Raw genomic sequence first — 23696 nt, 5'->3', positions numbered from 1 at the left:
CCGCGCATGACATTACAATTGGAAAAAGGCAATCAGCAGAAAGCGACTGTTTGTCTCCGAAAGGAGGAAAGAAGAAATGTTAACGTACGATAATTGGGAAGAGCCAACGATTACATTTCCGGAAGACGATCCTTATAAAGGAGCGCTGTCAGTTTTAAAGTGGGCATACGGCCATTACGGCAATCAGCTTGTTTATGCCTGCAGTTTCGGAATTGAGGGAATCGTTCTGATTGATTTAATTTATAAAGTGAAAAAAGACGCAGAGATTGTGTTTCTTGATACAGGACTTCATTTTAAAGAAACCTATGAAACGATTGAACGAGTGAAAGAGCGTTGCCCGGGTCTTCATATCATCCTGAAAAAACCAGATCTCACGCTTGAGGAGCAAGCTGGTGAATATGGCGACAAACTGTGGGAGAGAGAACCGAATCAATGCTGCTATCTCAGAAAGATCGTTCCTTTAAGAGAGGCGCTTTCGGGACATCCGGCCTGGCTTTCCGGTCTGCGCCGTGATCAAGGGCCGAGTCGTGCCAATACGAATTTCTTAAACAAAGATGAAAAATTCAAATCAGTAAAAGTATGTCCGCTTATCCACTGGACTTGGAAAGACATTTGGAGATACACATCCCGGAATGAGCTGGACTACAATCCGCTTCATGACCAAGGATATCCAAGTATTGGCTGCGCGCCTTGTACCGCTCCAGCTTTTACTGCAGAGGATTTACGCTCAGGAAGATGGAATGGTATGGCGAAAACAGAATGCGGACTGCATGAATAAGGAGCTGTAAAATGGAATTAGCCGCTATTTTATTTAGCTTGTTTTTCGCGATGAATATTGGTGCAAGCGGCGCTGCAGCTTCGATGGGAGTTGCTTACGGCTCTGGAGCCATCAAAGAGAAAACATACGCTTTAATTCTGTGCGCAGTCGGTGTGCTCGCTGGAGCGGTCATTGGCGGGGGCGAGGTTGTAAAAACCATCAGCTCTGGGATTATCCCTGAGCAGACCATTACACTGACGGTTGTTTGCATTATTATTGGAGCCGCTGCGCTGTCACTCTTTACAGCTAACCTGCTCGGCATTCCTTTGTCGACAAGTGAAGTAACGGTCGGCGCTGTTGTCGGCGTGGGAGTGGCTTACAAGGTATTGTTTGTGAACAGCCTTCTGGTCATTGTGTCGTTTTGGATTTTTGTCCCGCTGTTCGCTTTCGGTTTCACATATTTCGTGTATAAGCTGTTTCGTTATTTTAAGATTGAATTGAAATCGTCTAAAAAGCAAAAAATCCTTGGCATTGCGTTGTTAGGTGCCGGATTTTTCGAAGCGTTCTCTGCTGGCATGAACAACGTGGCGAATGCCGTTGGCCCGTTAGTTGCGGCCGGTGTGCTGGATGTCGCGAAAGGAACCTGGTACGGAGGGGTTTTTGTTGCACTTGGCGCGCTGTTATTAGGCCGGCGGGTATTAGAAACAAACGGGAAGAAAATTACGAGATTTTCAAAAGGAGAGGGCATTCTCTTATCCAGTACAGGAGCGGGACTGGTGATCATCAGTTCTGTATTTGGGATGCCGGTGCCTTTGGCTCAAGTCACGTCATCGTCTATTATCGGAATAGGCATGGCAAAAAACGGTCCGAATGTGTTCCATAAACAAGTTGTTCAAACGATGCTGAAGGTATGGATTGTATCGCCGTTTTTATCTTTATCGATTTCTTATATGCTCGTATCCTTGTTTTTAAAAGCGGATTATTATGCAATCTTTATCATGGTAAGCGTGCTCTTAGCGACGGTGGGTGCCGTCAGCCTGACGAAGGCCATACGTAAAGAGAGGCGATCTGTCCATGAACAAGGCGGGGGAATCTGATTATTAATCTGAGTTTTTTTATATGTTAACTAGGAGGAAGTGGATATTATGAGCTTAGCACCTCACGGAGGAACATTAGTAAACAGAGTAGATGAATCATATGATATAAGCAGCATTCAAAAAGAAATTGAACTTGATTTGATATCTTTTGCAGATTTAGAGTTAATTGGAATCGGCGGGTACAGCCCGATCGAAGGCTTCTTTAATGAAGAAGATTACGTATCTGTTGTTGAAAACATGCGACTTTCTTCCGGTGTTGTCTGGTCTCTCCCGATCACGCTCCCGGTCAGCGCTCAAAAAGCAGCTGATCTGTCAGTCGGTGAAACGGTAAAGTTAACGTATGAAGGAGAAACATACGGCGTGGTACAAATTGAAGACCTGTACGTGCCTGACAAACAAAAAGAAGCAGTCAATGTGTACAAAACAGACGATCAGAAACACCCGGGTGTTAAAAAGCTGTTCAGCCGCGGCGATACATATGTGGGCGGACCGATCACATTGATTAAAAAAGCTTCAAAACAGTTCCCTGAATTTACGTTCGAACCGGCAGAAACTAGACGCCAGTTTGCAGAAAATGGCTGGAATACAATTGTCGGTTTCCAAACAAGAAATCCTGTTCACAGAGCACATGAATACATTCAAAAAACCGCTCTTGAAACAGTAGACGGTTTGTTTTTAAACCCGCTGGTAGGTGAAACGAAATCTGATGACATCCCAGCTGACGTGCGGATGGAAAGCTACCAAGTGCTTCTTGACAATTATTATCCGAAAGATCGCGTGTTCCTTGGTGTCTTCTTAGCAGCGATGCGTTATGCAGGGCCGAGAGAAGCGATTTTCCACGCGCTTGTCAGAAAGAACTACGGCTGCACGCATTTCATCGTCGGGCGCGACCATGCTGGTGTAGGCGATTATTACGGAACATATGAGGCGCAGGAGCTGTTTGACACATTTAAACCTGAAGAACTCGGGATTACACCGCTAAAATTCGAGCACAGCTTCTTCTGCAAAAAATGCGGAAATATGGGAACAGCGAAAACTTGCCCTCACGGCAGAGAGCATCACGTCATTTTATCAGGCACTAAGGTGAGAGGCATGTTGAGAGACGGTGTGCTGCCGCCTGCTGAATTCAGCCGCGCAGAAGTCGTAGAAGTATTGATCAGAGGAATGAAGAAAAAAGAAGAAGCAGGCGTATTTTAAGGGGGACTGGCAGTGACAAATCGCGATATCGTATGGCATGAAGCCTCTATTACAAAAGAAGAGTACCAACAAAAAAACAAGCACAAAAGCTCCATTCTCTGGCTGACAGGATTAAGCGGTTCAGGTAAATCAACGATTGCCAATGCCGCTGCAAGAGAACTGTTTGAGCAGGGCTATCAAGTCATTGTTCTGGACGGAGATAATATTCGGCACGGTTTAAATAAGGATCTTGGTTTTTCTGACGAAGACCGAAAAGAAAACATCCGCCGAATCGGAGAGGTGGCGAAGTTGTTTGTCCAGCAGGGCACCATTGTGATTACTGCTTTTATCTCTCCTTTCCGTGAGGACAGGGAACAGGTTCGCCAGCTTGTAGGAGCAGGCGAATTCAATGAGGTATACATTAAATGCGATCTCGATATTTGTGAACAAAGAGATCCGAAAGGGCTCTACAAAAAAGCAAGAAACGGGGAAATTCCTTTCTTCACAGGAATTGATTCTCCTTATGAAGAGCCGGAAGCACCGGAACTCATTCTTGATTCAGGACAGCATGACCGTGAAGCTTGTAAAAACCAGCTGATTGAGTTTGTTGAACGAAAATTGAGCTAATATGATCTGCTGTGTTCTTTACAGATGCCGGAATGCAAGCGAGAACAACATGACAGTGAATGTTTCTGGAAGAACTCGAATAGATCGGGGGAAATACGATGGGGAAAGTATATATTGTAGGAGCGGGTCCCGGTGACCCTGATCTGCTGACAATTAAAGCACTGAAAGCCATTGAAAAAGCTGATGTCATCTTATATGACAGATTAGTAAATAAAGAAATTTTACAATATGCCAAAGAGCAAGCAGACCTGATCTACTGCGGGAAGCTTCCAGATTTTCATACGATGAAGCAGGAAACCATTAATCGATTTCTTGTGAAGTATGCGCAAAAAGGGAAAATCGTTGTCAGATTGAAAGGCGGAGACCCTTTTGTGTTCGGCAGAGGGGGAGAAGAAGCGGAATGCCTCTCTGACAACGGAATTCCGTTTGAAATCATCCCTGGCATTACATCAGGAATTGCGGCAGCGGCTTACGCGGGGATTCCTGTTACTCATCGAGATGCGGGCTCTAACGTCGCTTTTGTAACGGGTCATTATAAAAAAGAAGAAGATTTTGACGAAAAGTGGAAAGCGCTGTCCACAGGAATTGATACACTTGTTATCTATATGGGTATCAAAAACGTGCAGCAGATTGAAAGAAAACTCCTTGAAAACGGCAGGTGCGGATCTACGCCGGCAGCCTTTATTCACTGGGGAACAACGGACAAGCAAAAATCTGTTTTTTGTACAGTTGATACCCTTTCAGAAACGGTGATAAAAGAAGATATTAAAAATCCGAGTTTAATTGTCATTGGAAATGTTGTAAATTATCACTATAAGCTGGAATGGTTTGAATCTGAACTAAAAAAACAAGATTTAAGCGAGGCGTTGTAAAAATGAAACAAGCCATTTTATATGTCGGCCATGGCAGCCGGGTAAAAAAGGCGCAGCAAGAAGCCGCGGCCTTTTTGGAAGGATGCAAGGCGCACGTCCCTGCACCTGTACAGGAAATCAGTTTTTTAGAGCTTCAGGAGCCGACAATTGAGACTGGGTTTGAAGCATGTGTGAAACAAGGCGCCACTCATATCGCAGTGGTGCCTCTGCTTCTTTTAACAGCTGCACATGCAAAACAGGATATTCCGGAAGAAATTGCGCGTGTTGCATCCCGATATCCTTCGATCCGTGTTTCATACGGAAAGCCGATCGGGATTGATGAAGAAGTGGTCAAGGCCGTATATCACCGAATGAAGGACATAGGTGTTCCGTATGAAAATGCCAGAGTCGTGCTCATCGGGAGGGGAAGTTCAGATCCCGCTGTAAAAAGAGACGTAACCGGTATTGCCAATCTTCTTCAAAAGATGATTCCTGTCAAGGAAGTCATCCCGTGCTTTTTGACAGCATGCGGCCCGAATTACAAAGAGGTTTTTTCAGAACTTAAAAAAGCTGACGGCGTGACAACCTTTATCGTACCTTATTTGCTCTTTACAGGTATGCTGATGAATGAAATCGAACGAGAGGTTCAGGAATTAAAGTCTCATAATCCGAATGTCCACCTTTCTTCATATATCGGTTTCCACCCTCATGTGAAAAACGCATTTTTAAATCGTGTGAAAGAGACTTCCGAAAATCCAGAGGGGAAATTTGATTTTGCCGGAGGTTCATATGCTCCCGCTGCACATTAGCCTGGAGAAGAAAAAGGTTGTCATTGCGGGTGGCGGCAGTATCGCGCTCAGAAGGCTGAAAACGGTGCTTTCTGAGGGAGCTGATATTACGCTTGTCAGTCCGGATGTTGAGCCTGAAATCAAGCAGATGGCCGCCAATCACCTCATCAGATGGATCGGCCGTACGATTAAAAAAGAAGATTATCTCGATGCTTTTTTGATCATTGCTGCCACGGATAATGCGGCAGTAAACAAAGAAATTGCTCAAACCGCTTCGCCTCTTCAGCTTGTCAATTGTGTCAGTGATGCTGAGCTTGGCGATGTATACATGCCAAAAATCGTAAAAAGAGGGCATGTCACGGTATCTGTTTCTACAAACGGAGCCAGTCCAAAGCATACAAAGGAGCTGGCTGAACAGGTGAATAAGCTGATTGACGGCGATTTTGTCGCTGAAGTTGACAGACTCTATCAGCTGAGAAGAAAGAAATAAGCCAGAGCAAACAATGCTCTGGCTTTTCTTTATGCGTCTCAGCTTTTTTTCAGCTTAATGACAGTATCAGCATCAGGTGTGACAAAGACGGTATGCTGGCTGTCATAGGTGACGAAGCCGGGCTTCGCGCCGCTCGGTTTTTTGACATGCCTGATTTTCGTATAATCTACAGGCACTGAACTCGAATCTTTAGCTTTTGAAAAATAAGCAGCAATTGTCGCAGCTTCAATGATTGTTTGCTCATCCGGTTCGCTGCTTCTGATCACAACGTGAGAGCCTGGAATATCTTTCGTGTGAAGCCAAATATCCTCTCTGGCTGCCGCTCTGGTCGTTACATACTCATTTTGGCGGTTGTTTTTCCCTACTAATATCGTCAAGCCTGATGAGGATTCATAGGTCTCTATAACCGGGTTGTGAGGTTTTTGTTTTTTCTGCCCTTTTTGCTGCTTAGGGCGCAAATATTTGCCCTCCACAAGCTCCTCTCTGATTTCGCTAATATCTCGAGGAGAAGCGGACGAAAGCTGCTGAATCAGCTGATCAAAGTATTCGATCTCTTCCTGTGCAAGCCTGATTTGTTCTTCGACAACCGCGACCGAATTTTTCGCTTTCTGATACTTCGTGAAGTAGGCTTGTGCATTTTCAGAAGGTGTTTTATTCGGGTTTAAAGGAATTGTAATTGTCGGACTTTCTTCATCGTAATAGTTCATGACCTCAGCCTGTTTATCACCTTTTTTCAGCATATAGAGATTAGCGGTTAAAAGCTCGCCATATAGCTGAAATTCCTTCGCGTTTTCCGAATACTCCAGCGTTTTTTCCAACTTTTTGATTTTGTTGGCATTCTTCTTCCTTTCATTGACAACAAATCGCTCAAGATCTTGTGCCTGCTGTTTGACGCGGTCTCGTTCAGCTTTGCCGAAATAAAAACGGTCGAGCAGCTCGCTTAATGAATCAAAACGGCGCGCTTCGCCCTTGAGATGAGTCAGCTCCAGCAGATAAAAATATTCCTTACCGTTTACAGTTGTAATGTTGGGAATGAAGCGGTGCTCTTTTACTTCGGCAAAAAGCTCCAGCAATGCTTTTGGTAATGTGACTTTGTTGGCAAGGCCCGCCCTGTGAACCGCTTCTTTGGCAAAGAGCGGTGATACACCTGAAAAGTGCTCGACAATTTGTTTTTCAAGCCGTCCTTCTTGAAAATTGAGATGACGTAACATATCGTCTTCTGACGCCTCTAGCGGCGAGATTTTGTTCTGGGCCGGCGGAAGTTTATAATCTTGGCCGGGCAGTACTGTACGGTAGCTGTTCATTGAAGGCGATAAATGCTTTAGCCCGTCGATGATCATATTTTCCGCTCCGTCTGTCAAAATGATATTGCTGTGGCGTCCCATAATTTCTACATAAAGCTTTCGGACAGTTTCGTCGCCAATTTCGTTCCGGCTTTTGATATGAAAAATCATAATGCGGTCTAGGCCCGCCTGTTCAATTTTTTCAATAAACCCGCCTTCGATATGCTTTCTCAGCAGCATGCAGAACATTGGCGGTTCACTTGGGTTTTCATAGGCTTGCGTCGTGATGTGCACCCGTGAATAGCTCGGGTGTGCCGATAATAATAGTTTTTGGTTTTTTCCATTCGCGCGAATGTGGAGGACCACTTCGTGCTTATATGGCTGGTGGACTTTCGTAATTCGTCCGCCCAACATTTTCTCGTTAAGTTCGTGTGTCATTCCGTATGTAAACATGCCATCAAACGACATATGCAATACACCCTCTCATTCTTCCTGCATTCGATAATTATAGCATGAAATGGGACGAGTCAGAATAAGCATGCTTATAGAGTGATATCTCTATAAGAGAGCAGGGGAGTGGACGAGGCGAATGAAGTTTCATGAAATGGAACAAACAGATTTACTAGAGGCAACCAATACGTCCATGAAACAAGGATTAACAGAAAAAGAGGTGAAAAAACGCCTCGATAAGCATGGGCCAAACGAGCTGCAAGAAGGGAAAAAAACATCAGCGCTTCTCTTGTTCTTCGCGCAGTTCAAAGATTTTATGGTGCTTGTGCTTTTGGCTGCCACGTTAATCTCAGGATTTCTTGGTGAATATGTAGACGCGGTTGCGATTATTGCGATTGTGCTTGTGAATGGCATACTCGGTTTCTTTCAAGAAAGGCGTGCTGAGCAATCTCTTCAGGCTCTAAAAGAGCTTTCGACACCGCATGTCATGGCGCTTAGGGAGGGGAGCTGGATAAAGATCCCTTCTAAAGACCTTGTGCCGGGTGATATTGTGAAATTTACGAGCGGTGACAGGATTGGCGCGGACGTTCGAATTGTCGAAGCGAAAAGCCTTGAAATAGAAGAATCAGCCCTGACCGGGGAATCAATCCCGGTTGTAAAGCATGCCGATAAATTAAAAAAACCGGATGTTTCGCTCGGCGATATTACGAATATGGCTTTTATGGGAACGATTGTGACACGCGGCAGCGGTGTGGGGGTCGTTGTAGGCACAGGAATGAATACGGCAATGGGGAAAATTGCCGACATGCTTGAATCGGCAGGGACACTGTCAACACCGCTGCAAAGAAGGCTGGAGCAACTCGGGAAGATTTTAATTGTTGTTGCGTTGCTGCTGACGGTGCTTGTCGTTGCTGTCGGTGTTCTTCAGGGGCATGACTTGTACACTATGTTTTTAGCGGGTGTATCGTTAGCGGTAGCTGCTATTCCGGAGGGGCTCCCGGCAATTGTGACAGCGGCGTTATCACTTGGCGTGCAGCGGATGATTAAGCAAAAATCAATCGTAAGAAAGCTTCCTGCTGTAGAAACACTTGGATGTGCGTCTATTATTTGTTCAGACAAAACAGGGACATTGACGCAAAACAAAATGACAGTAACACATGTCTGGTCCGGGGGGAAAACATGGAGAGTGACAGGGGCCGGCTATGAACCGCAAGGAAGCTTTACACTGAACGAAAAAGAGGTCAGTGTCAATGAGCATATGCCGCTTCAGCAGATTTTGCTGTTCGGAGCGTTGTGTAACAACTCCAATATTGAGAAAAGAGACGGTGAATATGTGCTTGATGGAGATCCGACGGAGGGGGCGCTGCTCACCGCGGCAAGAAAAGGCGGTTTTTCTAAGGAGTTTGTTGAATCTCATTATCGGGTGATTGAAGAGTTTCCGTTTGACTCTGCACGGAAAATGATGACTGTCATTGTAGAAGATCAGGACAGAAAGCGGTATATCATCACAAAAGGTGCACCGGATGTGCTGATGCAACGCTCTTCCCGTATTTATTATGACGGCTCAGCGGCGCTTTTTACTAATGAGAGAAAAGCAGAAACAGAGTCGGTGTTAAGACATTTGGCATCCCAGGCGCTCAGAACGATAGCAATTGCTTACAGGCCGATAAAAACAGGTGAAACACCGTCTATGGAGCAGGCGGAAAAAGATTTGACGTTGCTCGGTCTTTCGGGCATCATTGATCCGCCGCGGCCGGAAGTCAGACAGGCAATTAAAGAATGTCGTGAAGCGGGTATCAAGACCGTCATGATTACAGGCGATCATGTGGAGACTGCTAAAGCGATAGCCAAAGACTTGCGCCTCCTTCCGAAAAGCGGCAAAATCATGGACGGTAACATGCTGAATGAACTTTCTCAAGAAGAGCTTTCAAATGTCGTGGAGGATGTTTATGTATTTGCCCGCGTTTCTCCTGAGCATAAATTGAAAATCGTGAAAGCTTTCCAGGAAAACGGGCATATTGTGGCGATGACCGGAGACGGCGTCAATGACGCCCCTGCCATTAAACAAGCTGACATCGGAGTGGCTATGGGCATTACCGGGACAGATGTGGCCAAGGAAGCGTCATCCCTTGTTCTCGTGGATGATAATTTTGCGACGATCAAATCTGCGATAAAAGAGGGCAGAAACATCTATGAAAATATCAGAAAGTTTATCAGGTACCTGTTGGCTTCTAACGTCGGAGAAATCCTTGTCATGCTGTTTGCGATGCTGCTTGCCCTCCCTTTGCCGCTCGTGCCGATTCAGATTTTATGGGTCAACTTGGTGACGGACGGATTGCCGGCAATGGCGCTTGGCATGGATCAGCCGGAAGGAGATGTGATGAGGCGGAAGCCGCGCCACCCGAAAGAAGGGGTGTTTGCCCGCAAGCTTGGATGGAAGGTCGTCTCCAGAGGATTTTTGATCGGAGCTGCCACCATTTTAGCGTTCGTCATTGTATATCACCGAAATCCGGAGAATTTGGCTTATGCCCAGACGATCGCGTTTGCCACTTTGGTGCTGGCTCAGCTGATTCACGTTTTTGACTGTCGAAGCGAGACATCTGTTTTTTCCAGAAATCCGTTTCAAAATATGTACTTAATCGGTGCGGTATTATCATCCATTTTGCTGATGCTTGTTGTGATCTACTATGCGCCGCTTCAGCCGATTTTCCATACCGTTGCTATCACGCCGGGGGACTGGATGCTCGTCATCGGCATGTCCGCCATTCCTACTTTTTTGCTGGCTGGGTCACTTTTGACAAGAAAAAAATAAATTCATATGATATAATCTTAGGGGTAATAGCATGTCTATTGCCCTTTTATTATGAGAACCAGGGAAGAATTGGGTGTTTTAAAATGATACGAAGTATGACAGGCTTCGGCAGTGCAAGCAAAACACAAGATGATCTCTCTGTAAGCGTTGAACTTAAATCTGTGAACTACAGGTTTAAAGAAGTGAACGCTCGTTTGCCAAGGCCTTTGCTATATGTTGAAGATAAGCTGAAACAGACGATTCTGGAGCATATCCAGCGCGGACGAATTGAGCTTTTCGTAACCGTTGACAGCGATATGCTTGTTGAGAAAAGGCTTGAAATTGATTGGGCGCTGCTCGATGAGTTCGTCGCAGCTGCGGGAGATATGAAGAAGCGGTATCAATTGGCTGCAGAGCCTGATGTAATGGATTTCTTCAAGCTTGATCATGTCGTTCAGATTCATGAAGAACAGACGCAAAACGACAGGCTGGAGGCATTAATCATCGCTGCTGCAGAGAAAGCGGTAAAAGGGCTCTGTGCAATGCGTGAAAAAGAGGGGCTGCTTTTAGCAAAAGACTGCCTGATGCATATTGACCAGCTTGAAGAGCTGGTGAATGAAACCGAATTGCTTGCAGCAGACGTCGTATCCCGTTACCGGGAACGGCTGTACGCCAGAATAAAAGAATGGACTGAAGACGTGTTAGACGAGTGCCGGCTTGTAACAGAATGCGCTATTTTTGCAGACCGCTCGGATATCACTGAAGAGATTACCAGGCTGAAGAGCCACTTCGCCCAGTTTCGTGATATATTAGCTGAAGGCGGAGCTGTCGGGCGCAAACTCGACTTTCTCGTTCAGGAGCTGAATCGGGAAGCGAATACAATCGGCTCAAAAGCAAATGATCACCAGATCACAAAGCTTGTCGTCGAAATGAAAAGTTCTATTGAAAAAATAAAAGAACAAGTGCAAAATATAGAATAGTGACTGTGCGTATTGTTTACAGACGGTCTTACTAGGCTAAACTAGAGACGTCTATTTTACAGGGGGAACGTAGAAGATGACGATTAAACTGATTAATATCGGATTTGGCAATATTATCTCCGCCAATCGGATGATTTCGATTGTCAGCCCGGAGTCTGCGCCAATCAAACGGATGATCCAGGATGCAAGAGACCGCGGAATGCTTATAGACGCTACATACGGACGAAGAACCCGTGCAGTTGTCGTCATGGATAGTGACCACATTATCTTATCTGCCGTCCAGCCTGAGACAGTTGCACACAGACTTTCTGTTAAAGAAGAAATTATGGATGAAGGGCAGGGATAGTTGCCGCATGAAAGAAAGAGGGTTATTAATCGTTCTCTCAGGTCCCTCAGGAGTTGGTAAAGGAACGGTTCGGCAAGCGATCTTTTCGCAGGAAGACACAAAATTTGAATATTCGATCTCAGTAACAACAAGAAGTCCGCGAGAGGGCGAAGTGAACGGAGTCGATTATTTTTTCAAAACGAGAGAAGAATTCGAGCAAATGATTGCAGACAACAAGCTGCTCGAATGGGCAGAATATGTCGGCAATTATTACGGCACGCCTGTCGATTATGTTGAACAGACGCTTCAAGACGGAAAAGACGTCTTTTTAGAAATCGAAGTTCAAGGCGCTCTTCAAGTGAGAAATGCTTTCCCGGAAGGACTGTTTATTTTCCTTGCGCCTCCAAGCCTTTCTGAACTGAAGAACAGAATCGTGACACGGGGTACGGAAACAGACGCTCTGATTGAAAATCGAATGAAAGCCGCAAAAGCTGAGATCGAAATGATGGATGCTTATGATTATGTCGTTGAAAACGATAATGTAGAAAAGGCATGCGATAAGATCAAAGCAATCGTTCTCGCTGAACATTTGAAGCGTGAGCGCGTTGCACCAAGATATAAGAAAATGCTGGAGGTTGAATAACGATGTTAGATCCGTCAATTGACTCATTAATGAATAAATTAGATTCCAAATATACGCTCGTCACTGTTTCTGCGAGACGCGCGCGTGAAATGCAAATCAAAAAAGACCAAATGATTGAACATACGATTTCACACAAATATGTAGGCAAAGCTTTAGAAGAAATTGATGCAGGCCTGCTTTCGTTTGAAAAGGAAGACCGCGAATAGTAGCACAAGTAGCAACCTATATCATGTAGGTTGTTATTTTTTTCCGTGCGGTTTTTGTAAAGTGCAGAGGGGGAGAAGTCATTGCTTAACAATCGAAATGTGTTGCTTTGCGTGAGCGGGGGCATCGCTGTTTATAAAGCCTGTGCGTTAACGAGCAAGCTGGTACAGGCAGGAGCAAATGTCAAAGTGATTATGACTGAATCAGCATGCCAATTCGTCTCACCGCTGACATTTCAGGCATTGAGCCGCCACGAAGTATATACAGATACATTTAAAGAACAAAATCCAAGCGTCATTTCTCATATTGATGCCGCAGACTGGGCTGACTTGATTATCGTGGCGCCTGCTACGGCTAATGTAATTGGAAAACTGGCAAATGGCATCGCTGACGATATGCTGACGACTACGTTGTTAGCGGCAACGGCTCCAGTATGGATCGCGCCAGCCATGAACGTTCACATGTATGACAACCCGGCAGTTAAACGAAATATTTCTATTCTTTATCAGGATGGCTATTGTTTTATTGAGCCGAGCGAGGGCTATTTAGCGTGCGGTTACGTAGGAAAAGGCAGATTAGAAGAGCCAGAACGTATCGTGTCGCTGGCTGAAAAGCACTTTGCTAAAGAAAAAATCGCTCCTTTAGAAGGCAAACATGTGGTCATTACAGCTGGTCCGACCCGGGAAGCGATTGATCCTGTCCGATTTTTCACCAATAAATCAACGGGTAAAATGGGATACGCATTAGCGGAGGCTGCTGTTCAGCTCGGCGCACAGGTAACTTTAATTTCTGGCCCTGTTTTATTAGATCAGCCGAAAGGCCTTGCTCAGTTTATCCCTGTTCAATCGGCTGCTGATATGCATGATGCGGTGCTCTCTGTATATGACTCGAGTGATATTGTCATCAAAACTGCTGCGGTAGCTGATTTTACGCCGAAAACCGTTTTTGACCATAAAATGAAAAAACAAAACGGCGGTATGACCCTTGAACTGATTAGAACGGTTGATATTTTAAAAGAATTGGGCGAGAAAAAGCAGGGGCAGCTATTGGTTGGCTTCGCCGCTGAAACACAAGACGTTGAACTCTATGCCCGTCAAAAGCTCGCCGCCAAAAATCTTGATATGGTCGTGGCAAATGATGTGAAAGCTAATGGGGCCGGTTTTGGTGCTGATACGAATATCGTGACAATCTTTTTGGAAGACGGGCGCAAACGCGAGCTTCCCATCATGTCTAAGCTCGATGTTTCTTTTGAAATACTTAAGGAAGTCGCAGCCCTATCAAAACAAACCGGAGAGCAATCATGAATGTTGCCGAGGTCATCGTTGATGTCAGCACCAAAAATATAGACAGGCCTTTTGATTATAAAATCCCAGACCATCTCAAAGGCATGATAAAAACGGGAATGCGGGTCATTGTTCCATTTGGCCCCCGTAAAATCCAAGGGTTTGTAACAGCTGTGAAGGACGCATCTGATCTCTCGGGGAAATCTGTCAAGGAAGTAGAGGATTTATTAGATCTTACACCCGTTTTGACAGAGGAGCTGATGAATCTGTCTTCATGGCTGTCCGACAAAACGCTGTCTTTTAAAATAACGGCGCTTCAAGCGATGCTGCCTGCCGCATTAAAGGCGAAATATGAAAAAGAACTAAAAATCGCACACGGTGCCGATCTGCCTCCGCAAGTGGAACGGCTGTTTTCTGAAACAAAGACTCTTCTGTATTCAGATATACCCGATCACGATATGCTGAAACTGATTCAAAAGCATGTTCAAAAAGGCAGCATTGATGTGACGTATAAAGTTGCGCAAAAAACCAATAAAAAAATGGTCAGGCATATTCAGGCAAATGCGAGTAAAGAAGAGCTTAGCAAACAGGCTGAGGGATTATCCCGCCAAGCGGCCAAGCAGCAGGCGATTCTTCACTTTTTCATCGCTGAGCCGGAAGGGGTAAAAATCGCTGCAACGGATTTGTGCAAAAAAACGGACGCTAGCTCTGCGACCATCAAAACCCTTATCCAAAAGGGGCTTTTGAAGGAAAGCTATGAAGAGGTTTACAGAGATCCCTATCAGGACAAGATGTTCAAAAAAACAGAGCCGCTCCCGCTGACAGACGAACAGAGCGCTGCCTTTCAGCCCATACGTCAGACGTTGGACAACGATGAGCATAAAGTGTTTCTTCTTCACGGCGTAACAGGAAGCGGAAAAACAGAAATTTATTTGCAATCAATTGAGAAAGTACTGGCGAAAGGAAAAGAAGCCATCGTTCTCGTACCGGAAATATCCCTGACGCCGCAGATGGTCAATCGCTTCAAGGGCCGTTTCGGCTCTCAGGTGGCAGTCATGCACAGCGGATTATCCACAGGGGAAAAATATGACGAGTGGCGTAAAATCCACCGGAAGGAAGTGCGGCTTGTCGTCGGCGCCAGATCGGCCATTTTTGCTCCGTTTGAAAATCTCGGAATGATTATTATTGATGAAGAGCATGAGTCCTCTTACAAACAAGAAGAAATGCCGCGCTATCATGCAAAAGAGGTGGCGATCAAGCGGGCTGAACACCACAGCTGCCCTGTTGTGCTGGGCAGTGCTACGCCGACATTAGAGTCCTATGCAAGGGCGCAAAAGGGTGTGTACGAGCTTCTTTCGCTGAAGCACCGCGTTAACCACCAGGTGATGCCTGAGGTTTCGCTTGTCGATATGAGAGAAGAGCTCAGAAACGGCAATCGTTCAATGTTTTCAGTTGAGTTGATGGAAAAGCTTGAAGAAACGATTGCCAAGGGTGAGCAGGCGGTGCTGTTCTTAAATAAAAGGGGCTATTCTTCCTTTGTGATGTGCAGGGATTGCGGATATGTCCCGCAATGCCCGCACTGCGACATTTCCATGACATATCATCGTTACGGCCAAAGGCTGAAATGCCATTATTGCGGACATGAGGAGCCTGTTCCGCATACTTGTCCCGAATGTGCAAGCGAGCATATCCGCTTTTTCGGGACGGGCACACAGCGAGTGGAGGAAGAGCTGACAAAAGTTCTGCCGCATGCAAGAGTGATTCGGATGGATGTTGACACGACGTCAAGAAAGGGCGCGCATGAAAAATTATTGTCAGCTTTCGGAGAAGGAAAAGCGGATATTCTTCTCGGAACGCAAATGATTGCGAAAGGGCTTGATTTTCCGAATGTCACACTTGTCGGCGTATTAAGTGCTGATACAACACTCCATATTCCTGATTTCAGGTCGGCCGAAAAAACTTTTCAGCTGTTAACGCAAGTCAGCGGACGGGCAGGAAGGCACGAAAAACCCGGAAATGTCATCATTCAAACGTACACACCGTCCCATTACAGCATCCAGCTGACGAAGTCGCACGATTATGAAGCGTTCTATCAGCATGAGATGGCGCATAGAAGAGAGCAATCCTATCCGCCCTATTACTATTTGGCCCTTGTGACGGTTTCTCATGAGGAAGTGACGAAAGCAGCCGTTACGGCTGAAAAAATCGCTCACTTTTTGAAATCAAACTGCGGAGCTGACACGAAAATTCTCGGGCCAAGTGCGTCCCCGATCGCCCGGATCAAAGATAGATATCGCTATCAATGCGTGATAAAATACAAACAGGAAACCCAGTTATCTGCTTTATTGAAGAGGATACTGGAACATTATAAACGCGAAATTGAACAAAAGCATGTAATGATTTCAATTGATATGAATCCTTATATGATGATGTAAGATCTCACGTCTTGGAGGGTAACAAATTGGCAGTAAAAAAGATCGTCACACATCCAGCGGAGGTTTTGGAAACACCGGCGGAAACCGTGACTGTTTTTGATAAAAAATTAAAAAAACTGCTTGATGATATGTACGACACCATGCTTGAAATGGATGGGGTCGGACTGGCAGCGCCGCAGATCGGCATTTTAAAAAGAGCAACTGTCGTAGACATCGGGGATGACAGCGGCAGGATTGATCTTGTTAATCCAGAGATTTTAGAAAAAAGCGGAGAGCAAACCGGTGTAGAAGGATGCCTGAGTTTTCCCGGCGTCTATGGTGATGTCACACGTTCCGATTACGTTAAAGTTCGTGCGTTTAACCGGCAGGGCAAACCGTTCATTCTGGAAGCGCGAGGCTTTTTAGCGAGAGCCGTGCAGCACGAAATGGACCATTTAGACGGGGTGCTGTTTACATCTAAAATAAGCACATACTATACAGAAGATGAACTAGCGGATATGGAAGGATGATTTGATGACAAGAATCGTATTTATGGGGACGCCGGATTTTTCAGTTCCTGTTTTAAGAACCTTGATAGAGGAAGGATATGAAGTGGTGGGAGTCGTCACACAGCCGGACCGTCCGAAGGGCAGAAAAAAAGTGCTGACACCTCCTCCGGTAAAGGAAGAGGCATTGCGTCACGGCATCCCGGTTCTTCAGCCGGAAAAAGTCAGGGTGACAGAAGAAATCGAGAAAGTGCTGGCATTAAAGCCTGATCTTATCGTAACGGCAGCATTTGGCCAAATATTGCCGAAGGAGCTTCTTGACAGCCCGAAATACGGCTGCATTAACGTTCACGCGTCTCTTTTGCCGGAATTGCGCGGTGGAGCTCCGATCCATTACTCCATTTTGCAGGGAAAGAAAAAAACCGGTGTAACCATTATGTATATGGTGGAAAAATTGGATGCCGGCGATATGATCTCAAAAGTGGAAGTGGACATTGAAGAAACCGACAATGTTGGAACGCTGCATGATAAATTAAGCGCAGCTGGGGCAAAGCTATTGTCTGAAACCGTTCCTAATGTCATTTCGGGCAGCATATCACCTGAAAAGCAGGATGAAGAGAAAGCGACATACGCGCCTAATATCAAAAGAGAGCAAGAGCTCCTCGACTGGTCTAGAACAGGAGAAGAGCTTTACAACCAAGTCCGCGGCTTAAATCCTTGGCCTGTTGCCTATACGACTCTGAATGGACAAAACTTGAAAGTATGGGCGTCGAAAAAAACTCCCGCACCTAAAAAAGCTGAGCCTGGCACAGTCGTGGCGATTGAAAAGCAAGGGATTATCGTGGCCACAGGCAACGAAACGGCCCTGTTATTAACCGAACTTCAGCCGGCTGGAAAAAAACGCATGAAGGGCGAGGATTTTGTGCGCGGCGCCCATGTTGAAGCTGGTGAAAAGTTAGGAGTAAACAATGAAAAATAATAGTGTTCGTGATATCGCCCTTGAGGCGCTGATCAAACTAGAACAAAACCAGGCATACAGCAACCTGCTCCTGAAATCGGTCATGAAATCAAATGAACTGAGTGATCAGGACAGAGGGCTTTTGACTGAACTTGTCTACGGGACATTGCAAAATAAGATCGCGCTTGATTATATGCTTAAACCGTTTATTAATAAGCCCCAAAAAGTAAAGCCGTGGGTGATTCAGCTTCTTCGCCTATCCTTATACCAAATGGAGTATCTGGAGAAGATTCCAGATAGGGCTGCCATCCATGAAGCGGTTGAGATCGCTAAAATCCGCGGACACAAAGGCATTGCTTCATTTGTCAACGGTGTGCTTCGTTCCATACAGCGGGAAGGTGTTCCATCCTTTGACGCCATCGAAGACCCTGTCCGCCGGCTGGCGACAGAGACAAGCCATCCGGAATGGCTTGTAAAAGAGTGGGTGGATGCATATGAGTTTGATGCGGCTGAAAAGATTTGCCGCATCCATCTTATTCCGCCGAAGCAAACACTGCGTGTCAATCAAATGAAAGCAGACAGAGCGGAGTTGCTTGATCAAATGGCAGCTGACGGAATTGAAGTTGAAAAAGGCGACCTCGCTGATGATGCTGTGAAGCTCCTAAAGGGCACAATCGCCGGAACTCATTTTTTCCTAAACGGTGAAGTGTCCATCCAGGATGAGAGCTCGATGCTCGTCGCCCGGGCCCTTGATCCTAAGCCCGGTGAAACGGTGCTTGACGCATGTGCGGCGCCTGGCGGAAAGTCGGCTCATATCGGCGAATTGATGGAGAACAAAGGAAGTATTTCGTCGCTTGACCTTCACAAACATAAAGTGAAGCTTATCAAAGAAGCGGCAGACCGGCTTGGACTTACAATCATTGATGCGCAAGAAATGGATGCGAGAAAAGCAGGAGAAACGTTTGAAAACGAACAATTTGACCGGGTTTTGGTAGATGCTCCGTGCTCAGGTTTTGGTGTCATCCGGAGAAAGCCGGATATGAAGTATACGAAAAAGCCAGATGACAGCGCGCGGCTTGCTGAGATCCAGCTGTCGATCTTGAGAGAAATTGCACCATTAGTAAAAAAAGGTGGCACTCTTGTCTACAGTACGTGTACAATGGACCGGACAGAAAATGAAGAAGTCATACATGCGTTTATACAAGAACATCCTGATTTTGAACCCGATTTGTCTCTTGAAAAGCGGCTGCCCGAAAAGGCGAGACCCTTTGTTCGGGATGGAAGGGTGCAAATCCTTCCTCATTATTTCGGAACAGATGGTTTCTTTATTTGCAGCATGAGAAAGAAGGGATAACAATGGCAGAAATGAAAAAAACAAAAGGAAGAAAAGAATTGCGGACAGAGCGTCCGTCTATTTATTCTTTTGAATTAGATGAAATCAAACAATGGCTGACAGACAACGGAGAAAAACCGTTCCGAGCGGCACAGATTTTTGAATGGCTATATGAAAAACGCGTATCTTCATTTGAAGAAATGACAAACCTGTCTAAGGATTTGCGTGAGAAATTAAGCGCTCATTTTGTGTTAACAACGTTGAAAACGGCCGTCAAACAAACCTCTTCAGACGGTACAATGAAGTTTTTATTCGAGCTTCATGACGGTTATACAATCGAAACCGTGTTAATGAGACACGAGTATGGTAATTCTGTATGTGTAACGACACAGGTCGGCTGCCGCATTGGCTGTACATTCTGTGCTTCGACGCTTGGAGGCTTGAAACGAAACCTTGAAGCGGGCGAAATTGTCGCTCAAGTTGTCAAAGTCCAACAAGCTCTTGATGAGACGGATGAACGAGTGAGCTCTGTCGTGATCATGGGAATTGGTGAACCTTTTGATAACTTTGAAGAAATGCTCGCTTTCTTGAAAATCATTAACCATGATAATGGCCTAAATATCGGCGCGCGCCACATTACAGTTTCTACAAGCGGGATCATCCCGAAAATTTACGAATTCGCTGATCAGAAAATGCAAATTAACTTTGCGATTTCTCTGCATGCGCCGAATACAGAAATCAGAAGCCGTTTGATGCCGATTAACAGAGCGTACAAGCTGCCTGAATTAATGGAAGCTGTTAAATATTATATTAACAAAACGGGACGCCGTATCAGCTTTGAATACGGGCTGTTCGGAGGCGTAAACGACCAGGTGGAGCACGCGGAAGAACTTGCCGATTTGCTGGAAGGAATCAAATGCCACGTGAACTTGATTCCGGTAAACTACGTGCCTGAACGGGACTATGTGCGCACACCGCGTGACCAGATTTTCGCTTTTGAAAAAACGCTGAAATCCCGCGGAGTAAATGTCACAATCCGAAGAGAGCAAGGCCATGACATTGACGCAGCCTGCGGTCAGCTTCGCGCGAAGGAGCGTCAAGACGAGACGAGGTGATGAGGGTTGTTAACAGCCTTAAAAACAGATACAGGAAAAATCCGCCAGCATAACGAAGATGATGCGGGGATATTCAAAGGGAAAGACGATTTTGTATTAGCGGTTGTCGCTGATGGCATGGGCGGCCATCTTGCTGGAGATGTTGCGAGCAAGATGGCTGTAAAAGCCATGGGGGAGAAATGGAATGAGGCGGAGACGATTCCAGTTGCGCCCGCAGCATGTGAAAATTGGCTAAATGAGCAGATTCTTGCGGTAAACAGTAAAATATACGAGCATGCCCAAGCCCACGAAGAATGCCAAGGCATGGGAACAACGATTGTATGTGCGCTTTTTACAGGGAAAACGGTTTCTGTTGCCCATATAGGTGACAGCAGATGCTATTTGCTTCAGGACAGTGATTTCATCCAGGTGACAGAAGATCATTCACTTGTAAATGAGCTGGTTCGCACTGGGGAGATTTCCAGAGAAGACGCTGAACATCATCCGCGGAAAAATGTGCTGACGAAGGCGCTTGGAACAGACCAGTCAGTTAGCATTGACACTCGTTCCTTTGATATCGAACCCGGGGACAAGCTGCTTCTATGTTCTGATGGACTGACGAATAAAGTGGAAGGCACTGAATTAAAAGACATCCTGCAAAGCGATCAAGCTCCTCAGGAAAAAGTAAACCTGCTAGTGGACAAAGCCAATCAGAATGGCGGGGAAGACAACATTACAGCAGTTTTGCTTGAGCTTGCTTTACATGTTGAAGAGGGTGAAGATCAGTGCTAATCGGCAAGCGGATCAGCGGGCGTTACCAAATTCTTCGCGTCATAGGCGGCGGAGGAATGGCCAACGTGTACTTAGCTGAGGATATGATTCTAGACCGTGAAGTCGCAATCAAAATCCTGCGGTTTGACTATGTGAATGACAATGAGTTTATCAGGCGTTTCCGAAGAGAAGCCCAATCCGCATCAAGCCTCGATCACCCGAATATCGTCAGTATTTACGATTTGGGTGAGGAAGATGATATTTATTATATTGTCATGGAATACGTTGAGGGCATGACGCTTAAAGAATACATAACAGCAAACGGGCCGCTTCACCCTAAAGAAGCGCTGAACATCATGGAGCAAATTGTCTCAGCCATAGCGCATGCCCATCAAAATCAGATCGTTCACAGAGACATTAAGCCGCACAACATTTTGATCGACCATATGGGAAATATCAAAGTGACGGATTTCGGAATTGCGACGGCATTAAGCTCGACCACAATCACCCATACCAATTCTGTGCTGGGCTCAGTCCATTACTTATCACCTGAACAGGCGCGGGGCGGTTTGGCGACAAAAAAATCTGATATTTATGCGCTTGGAATCGTTCTTTTCGAGCTTTTAACCGGCCGTATCCCGTTTGATGGAGAATCGGCAGTCAGCATCGCCTTAAAGCATCTACAGGCGGAAACTCCTTCGGCGAGAAGGTGGAACCCGTCATTGCCCCAAAGCGTTGAAAACATCATCCTAAAGGCAACTGCCAAAGACCCTTTTCATCGCTATGAGACAGCTGAAGATATGGAAGCAGATATAAAAACAGCTTTTGATGCCGACAGACTCAATGAGAAGAAATTTACGATTCAAGAAGATGAAGAGATGACAAAAGCGATTCCGATCATTAAAGATGAAGAGCTCGCGAAAGCTGTTGCAGAAAAAGAAGCTGAATTGACACCCATCAACGAAAATAAAACAAAGAAAAACGGCAAAAGAAAAAAGTGGCCGTGGGTTTTGCTAACGGTTTGCATCATTTTCATCACAGCTGGAATTCTCGCTGTCACCGTTTTCCCGTCGCTTTTTATGCTTAAAGATGTCAAAATACCTGATGTCTCCGGAATGGAATACGAAAAGGCGGCAGACCTTTTGGAAAAAGACGGCCTGCAGGTTGATTCCGAGGTTTTGGAAATCTCAGATGAGAAAATTGACGAAGGCCTGATTGTAAAAACGGATCCTAAAGCAGACTCCACAGTTAAAGAAGGCGCTACGGTCACGCTTTATAAAAGCACCGGAAAAGCTAAAATGGAGATCGGCGACGTGACAGGCCAAACGGCCGATCAGGCAAAAATAGCGTTAAAGGACCAAGGATTTAAACATGTTACAGTGAATGAAGTGAACGACGAGAAAAGCGCTGGCACTGTCATCGAACAGAATCCGTCTGCAGGGACTGAGCTTGTGCCGAGTGAAGATCAAGTCAAGCTCACGGTCAGTATCGGGCCCGAAGACATTACGCTTAGAGACTTGAAAACGTACAGTAAAGAAGCGGCGTCTGGATATCTGGAAGACAACGGACTGAAGCTGATAGAAAAAGAAGCATACTCAGATGATGTTCCAGAAGGGCAGGTTGTCAAACAAAAGCCAGCGGCAGGAACGGCAGTAAAGCCGGGAAACGAAGTTGAGGTGACATTCTCTCTGGGACCTGAGAAAAAACCCGCGAAAACAGTAAAAGAAAAGGTCGAGATCCCCTACGAGCCAGAAAATGAGGGGGACGAGCTTGAGGTGCAAATCGCGATTGACGATGCGGATCACAGCATCTCTGACACTTACGAGGAATTTAAGATAAAAGAGCCGGCAGAACGAACGATCGAATTGAAGATTGAATCCGGCCAAAAAGGGTACTATCAAGTGATGGTAAACAATAAAGTCGTCAGCTACAAAACCATTGAGTATCCTAAAGGTGAATAACAAGGAGGGAAAATATGCCCGAGGGCAAAATTATTAAGGCGCTAAGCGGTTTTTACTATGTACTGGATGAATCAGGTGATTCAGATAAAGTGGTTCAATGCAGAGGAAGAGGCATTTTTAGAAAGAACAAAATTACCCCTCTTGTCGGTGATTACGTTGTGTATCAAGCTGAAAATGACAAAGAGGGATATCTGCTAGAAATTAAAGAAAGAACCAATGAGCTTATCAGGCCGCCAATTTGCAACGTGGATCAAGCGGTCCTTGTTTTCTCAGCGGTTCAGCCTTCTTTCAGCACGGCATTGCTCGACCGCTTCTTGGTTCTCGTTGAAGCCAATGATATTCAGCCGATTATATGCATTACAAAAATGGATCTGATTGAAGATCAGGATACACATGATGCGATTCAAACCTATGCACAAGACTACCGGAATATTGGGTATGACGTGTATCTCACCTCCTCTAAGGACCAAAACAGTTTAACGGATATCATCCCGCATTTTCAGGACAAAACAACGGTATTTGCCGGTCAGTCCGGTGTGGGAAAATCCTCGCTTCTCAACGCGATCAGTCCGGAGCTTGGTTTAAGAACTAACGAGATTTCCGAACATTTGGGCCGCGGGAAACACACTACCCGCCACGTAGAGCTGATTCACACGTCCGGAGGCTTGGTTGCAGATACTCCGGGATTCAGCTCGCTCGAATTTACAGACATTGAGGAAGAAGAGCTGGGTTATACCTTCCCTGATATCAGAGAAAAAAGCGCTTCGTGCAAATTCAGAGGCTGTTTGCATCTGAAAGAACCAAAATGTGCAGTCAAACAAGCTGTTGAAGACGGGGAATTAAAGCAGTACCGCTACGACCATTATGTTGAATTTATGACGGAGATTAAAGACAGAAAGCCGAGGTATTAGCAT

General features: G+C 45.6%; 22 protein-coding genes. 21 read left to right on the top strand and 1 reads right to left on the bottom strand.

Features of this window, described 5'->3' with window-relative positions; translation table 11 throughout:
- The first annotated feature begins 76 nt into the window (after positions 1–76).
- From BV11031_RS10170 to sirC, 7 genes are all read left to right on the top strand, one after another.
- Positions 77–778: a phosphoadenylyl-sulfate reductase gene (locus BV11031_RS10170; RefSeq protein WP_010327908.1), complete on the top strand. Its 702-nt coding sequence runs from the start codon at positions 77–79 to the stop codon at positions 776–778.
- A gap of 11 nt (positions 779–789) precedes the next feature.
- On the top strand, positions 790–1854 hold the full coding sequence (gene cysP, locus BV11031_RS10165) for a sulfate permease (RefSeq protein WP_010327907.1): 1065 nt from the start codon (positions 790–792) through the stop codon (positions 1852–1854).
- 48 nt (positions 1855–1902) lie between these two features.
- Positions 1903–3051 carry a sulfate adenylyltransferase gene (gene sat / locus BV11031_RS10160; protein ID WP_010327906.1) on the top strand — a complete coding sequence of 383 codons (1149 nt, stop codon included), beginning with the start codon at positions 1903–1905 and terminating at the stop codon, positions 3049–3051.
- A gap of 12 nt (positions 3052–3063) precedes the next feature.
- Complete coding sequence (gene cysC, locus BV11031_RS10155) at positions 3064–3657, top strand: adenylyl-sulfate kinase (protein ID WP_010327905.1); 594 nt, start codon at positions 3064–3066, stop codon at positions 3655–3657.
- Positions 3658–3755: 98 nt separating this feature from the next.
- Positions 3756–4529 carry a uroporphyrinogen-III C-methyltransferase gene (gene cobA / locus BV11031_RS10150; protein ID WP_010327904.1) on the top strand — a complete coding sequence of 258 codons (774 nt, stop codon included), beginning with the start codon at positions 3756–3758 and terminating at the stop codon, positions 4527–4529.
- 2 nt (positions 4530–4531) lie between these two features.
- The gene (sirB, locus tag BV11031_RS10145) at positions 4532–5317 is read left to right on the top strand and encodes a sirohydrochlorin chelatase (protein WP_010327903.1); all 786 of its coding nucleotides are present in this window, start codon (positions 4532–4534) and stop codon (positions 5315–5317) included.
- Complete coding sequence (sirC, locus tag BV11031_RS10140) at positions 5298–5786, top strand: precorrin-2 dehydrogenase (RefSeq protein WP_010327902.1); 489 nt, start codon at positions 5298–5300, stop codon at positions 5784–5786. Before sirB ends, sirC begins: the two co-directional genes overlap by 20 nt.
- Before the next feature lie 38 nt (positions 5787–5824).
- Here sirC and rqcH read toward each other — a convergent pair whose 3' ends face one another.
- Positions 5825–7537 carry a tRNA modification protein RqcH gene (gene rqcH / locus BV11031_RS10135; protein WP_010327901.1) on the bottom strand — a complete coding sequence of 571 codons (1713 nt, stop codon included), beginning with the start codon at positions 7535–7537 and terminating at the stop codon, positions 5825–5827.
- A 121-nt stretch (positions 7538–7658) separates the two neighbouring features.
- Here rqcH and BV11031_RS10130 point away from each other — a divergent pair, with 121 nt between their 5' ends.
- From BV11031_RS10130 to rsgA, 14 genes are all read left to right on the top strand, one after another.
- A complete protein-coding gene (locus BV11031_RS10130; protein ID WP_010327900.1) occupies positions 7659–10331 on the top strand; it encodes a calcium-translocating P-type ATPase, SERCA-type in 2673 nt (890 codons plus the stop codon).
- Positions 10332–10414: 83 nt separating this feature from the next.
- Positions 10415–11290: a YicC/YloC family endoribonuclease gene (locus BV11031_RS10125; RefSeq protein ID WP_010327899.1), complete on the top strand. Its 876-nt coding sequence runs from the start codon at positions 10415–10417 to the stop codon at positions 11288–11290.
- Between the two features lie 76 nt (positions 11291–11366).
- The gene (gene remA / locus BV11031_RS10120) at positions 11367–11636 is read left to right on the top strand and encodes an extracellular matrix/biofilm regulator RemA (protein ID WP_003154355.1); all 270 of its coding nucleotides are present in this window, start codon (positions 11367–11369) and stop codon (positions 11634–11636) included.
- 7 nt (positions 11637–11643) lie between these two features.
- Positions 11644–12258: a guanylate kinase gene (gene gmk, locus BV11031_RS10115; RefSeq protein ID WP_010327898.1), complete on the top strand. Its 615-nt coding sequence runs from the start codon at positions 11644–11646 to the stop codon at positions 12256–12258.
- Between the two features lie 2 nt (positions 12259–12260).
- On the top strand, positions 12261–12464 hold the full coding sequence (gene rpoZ, locus BV11031_RS10110) for a DNA-directed RNA polymerase subunit omega (RefSeq protein ID WP_003221520.1): 204 nt from the start codon (positions 12261–12263) through the stop codon (positions 12462–12464).
- A gap of 81 nt (positions 12465–12545) precedes the next feature.
- Entirely contained in the window at positions 12546–13766 is a 1221-nt protein-coding gene (gene coaBC / locus BV11031_RS10105) for a bifunctional phosphopantothenoylcysteine decarboxylase/phosphopantothenate--cysteine ligase CoaBC (RefSeq protein WP_010327897.1), read from the top strand.
- On the top strand, positions 13763–16180 hold the full coding sequence (gene priA / locus BV11031_RS10100) for a primosomal protein N' (RefSeq protein ID WP_010327896.1): 2418 nt from the start codon (positions 13763–13765) through the stop codon (positions 16178–16180). Before coaBC ends, priA begins: the two co-directional genes overlap by 4 nt.
- 26 nt (positions 16181–16206) lie before the next feature.
- Positions 16207–16689: a peptide deformylase gene (def, locus tag BV11031_RS10095; RefSeq protein WP_010327895.1), complete on the top strand. Its 483-nt coding sequence runs from the start codon at positions 16207–16209 to the stop codon at positions 16687–16689.
- Between the two features lie 4 nt (positions 16690–16693).
- Positions 16694–17644 carry a methionyl-tRNA formyltransferase gene (fmt, locus tag BV11031_RS10090; RefSeq protein ID WP_010327894.1) on the top strand — a complete coding sequence of 317 codons (951 nt, stop codon included), beginning with the start codon at positions 16694–16696 and terminating at the stop codon, positions 17642–17644.
- Entirely contained in the window at positions 17634–18977 is a 1344-nt protein-coding gene (gene rsmB, locus BV11031_RS10085) for a 16S rRNA (cytosine(967)-C(5))-methyltransferase RsmB (RefSeq protein ID WP_010327893.1), read from the top strand. The genes fmt and rsmB overlap by 11 nt, the downstream gene beginning before the upstream one ends.
- A 2-nt stretch (positions 18978–18979) precedes the next feature.
- Positions 18980–20071 (top strand): dual-specificity RNA methyltransferase RlmN, encoded by a 1092-nt coding sequence (gene rlmN, locus BV11031_RS10080; RefSeq protein ID WP_010327892.1) that lies wholly within the window; start codon positions 18980–18982, stop codon positions 20069–20071.
- A gap of 6 nt (positions 20072–20077) precedes the next feature.
- Complete coding sequence (prpC, locus tag BV11031_RS10075) at positions 20078–20842, top strand: protein-serine/threonine phosphatase PrpC (RefSeq protein ID WP_010327891.1); 765 nt, start codon at positions 20078–20080, stop codon at positions 20840–20842.
- Positions 20836–22782 carry a serine/threonine protein kinase PrkC gene (gene prkC / locus BV11031_RS10070; RefSeq protein ID WP_129550751.1) on the top strand — a complete coding sequence of 649 codons (1947 nt, stop codon included), beginning with the start codon at positions 20836–20838 and terminating at the stop codon, positions 22780–22782. The genes prpC and prkC overlap by 7 nt, the downstream gene beginning before the upstream one ends.
- 14 nt (positions 22783–22796) lie before the next feature.
- The gene (rsgA, locus tag BV11031_RS10065; RefSeq protein WP_010327890.1) at positions 22797–23693 is read left to right on the top strand and encodes a ribosome small subunit-dependent GTPase A; all 897 of its coding nucleotides are present in this window, start codon (positions 22797–22799) and stop codon (positions 23691–23693) included.
- The last annotated feature ends 3 nt before the right edge of the window (positions 23694–23696 follow it).

It is taken from the genome of Bacillus vallismortis (assembly GCF_004116955.1).
Classification (GTDB): domain Bacteria; phylum Bacillota; class Bacilli; order Bacillales; family Bacillaceae; genus Bacillus; species Bacillus vallismortis.
This window is presented reverse-complemented; position numbering and strand designations above follow the sequence as displayed.